Here is a 2,189-nt window from a genome sequence, read left to right as displayed (position 1 = left end):
ACGCTCCGGGGGAGCGTTTGAAGCCGAAACGGGCGGAGCCCCAGCCTTTGCGCGCAGGCGCAAACAGCGTCCGACCGCGTCCCTAGATATCCGTCCGCGCGTAAGCCTCGCGGTAATGCTCCATCTGCATGCGCGTCGCCTGCACGGCGTTCTGCATCAGCGTCGCCACGGTCACCGGGCCAACCCCGCCCGGCACCGGGGTGATCCAGCCCGCCACCTCGGCGCAACTGTCGAAATCCGCGTCGCCCACGGTGCGCCCCTCGACCCGGTTGATGCCAATGTCGATCAGGGCCGCGCCGGGTTTGAGCATATCGCCCGTCACCAGCCCCGGCTTGCCCACGGCCACAAAGACCGCATCCGCCGCGCGGCTATGCATCGCCACCGAGCGCGTCATGTGATGGCACACCGTCACCGTCGCGCCCAAGCCCATCATGAGAAAGGCGATGGGCTTGCCGACGATCTCGGAATGACCGATCACGGTGACATTCAGCCCCTCGACCGGCAGCGGCAGGGTCTTCAATATCTCGACCGCCGCAACAGCCGTACAGGGCCCCAGCGCCAGATCGTTATAGACGATATTGCCGATCGAGGCCGGGTGCATGCCCTCCACATCCTTGAGCGGATGCACCAGTTTCTGCAGCACCTTGACCGGGATATGCCCCGGCAAGGGGCGCTGGATGATGATGCCGTTCACCCGCGGATCGGCGTTCAAGCCCTGCAGGATGCCGGTCAACTGCTCCAGCGAGGTCTCGCCCGGATAAGCGCGCGCCTCGAACTGCACCCCGGCGCTTTCGGCGTGCTTCTTCTGGTTGCGCACATAGAGGTCCGCCGCCGCCGTATCACCCACGCTGATCGAGACCAGCTTTGGCTGCCAGCCCGCCTCGGCCAGCTCCGCCGCCTGCGCCGCGATCCGCGCCCGCATGTCGGCCGCGATGGCCTTTCCGTCGATCAATGCTGCCCGCATGATCCAATACTCCGTTTGCCACCCCGCGAATCGTCAAAGGGATGGTGGGCGGGGCGCCTTTGAGCGCAGCTCAAACAGCGTCCGACCACCATCCCCCCGAGGCTTAGAACAACCCTTCGATCAGGCCCTCTTCGTTCAGGCAGATGGTCTCTGCCGCAGGCTTCTTCGGCAGGCCCGGCATGGTCATGATCTCGCCGCAGACGACGACCACGAACCCGGCACCAGCCGACAGGCGGACCTCGCGCACGGGGATGTCAAAGCCGGTGGGCGCACCGCGCTGGCCCGGATCGGTCGAGAACGAATACTGCGTTTTCGCCATGCAGACCGGCAGGTTGCCATAGCCCTGATCTTCCCAGTCCTTCAGCTGCGCGCGGATCTTGCCATCCATCACCACGTTGTCGGCGCGGTAAATTTCCTTGCAGACCGTCTCGATCTTCTCAGCGAGGCTCAGCTCATCACCGTACAAAGGCGCATAGTTCGCCTCACCGGCCTCACAAATCTCGACGACCTTCTTCGCGGTCGCCTCGATACCGGCACCACCCTCGGCCCAATGCTTGTTCACGATGGCCTCGACGCCCTGCTCGGCGCAGTAGTCGATCACCGCCTGCACCTCGGCATCGGTGTCGGCGTAGAAGTGGTTGATCCCCACGATCGCCGGCACGCCGAACTTCTTCATGTTCTCGATGTGACGGCCGAGGTTCGGGCAACCGGCCTTCACCGCCTCGACATTCTCGGCGTTCAGGTCGGCCTTGGCCACGCCGCCATTCATCTTCATCGCGCGCACGGTGGCGACGATCACCACCGCGTCGGGCTTCAGCCCGGCCTTGCGGCACTTGATGTCCATGAACTTCTCGGCGCCCAGATCGGCACCAAAGCCGGCTTCCGTCACGACGTAATCCGCCAGCTTCAGCGCGGTGGTCGTCGCGATGACCGAGTTGCAGCCATGCGCGATATTGGCGAACGGGCCGCCATGCACGAAGGCGGGGTTGTTCTCCAGCGTCTGCACGAGGTTCGGCTGCATCGCGTCCTTGAGCAGCACGGTCATTGCGCCCTCGGCCTTGATGTCGCGGCAGAAGACCGGGGTCTTGTCCCGGCGATAGGCCACGATCATGTCGCCCAGACGCGTTTCCAGGTCCTTGAGGTCCTTGGCAAGGCACAGGATCGCCATGACTTCGGACGCCACGGTGATGTCGAAGCCAGCCTCGCGCGGGAAGCCATTGGCCAC

2 protein-coding genes are annotated in these 2,189 nt (G+C 64.7%); both read right to left on the bottom strand.

Annotated elements, in window-relative coordinates:
- Positions 1-82: 82 nt before the first annotated feature.
- The gene (locus tag D8Z78_RS24295; protein ID WP_121634740.1) at positions 83-964 is read right to left on the bottom strand and encodes a bifunctional 5,10-methylenetetrahydrofolate dehydrogenase/5,10-methenyltetrahydrofolate cyclohydrolase; all 882 of its coding nucleotides are present in this window, start codon (positions 962-964) and stop codon (positions 83-85) included.
- Positions 965-1,067: 103 nt separating this feature from the next.
- A partial coding sequence (locus tag D8Z78_RS24290; RefSeq protein WP_121634741.1) for a formate--tetrahydrofolate ligase occupies positions 1,068-2,189 on the bottom strand: 1,122 nt, incomplete at its 5' end.

The sequence above is a fragment of the Tropicibacter alexandrii genome (assembly GCF_003667315.2).
Taxonomy (GTDB): Bacteria; Pseudomonadota; Alphaproteobacteria; order Rhodobacterales; family Rhodobacteraceae; genus Tropicibacter; species Tropicibacter alexandrii.
Note: the sequence above shows the minus strand (reverse complement) of the source record. Positions and strands in the feature narration are given on the sequence as shown.

Bases quoted from the DNA above. Each gene is read 5' to 3' on its own strand.
- D8Z78_RS24295 (WP_121634740.1), bottom strand. From the start codon at position 964: ATGCGGGCAGCATTGATCGACGGAAAGGCCATCGCGGCCGACATGCGG.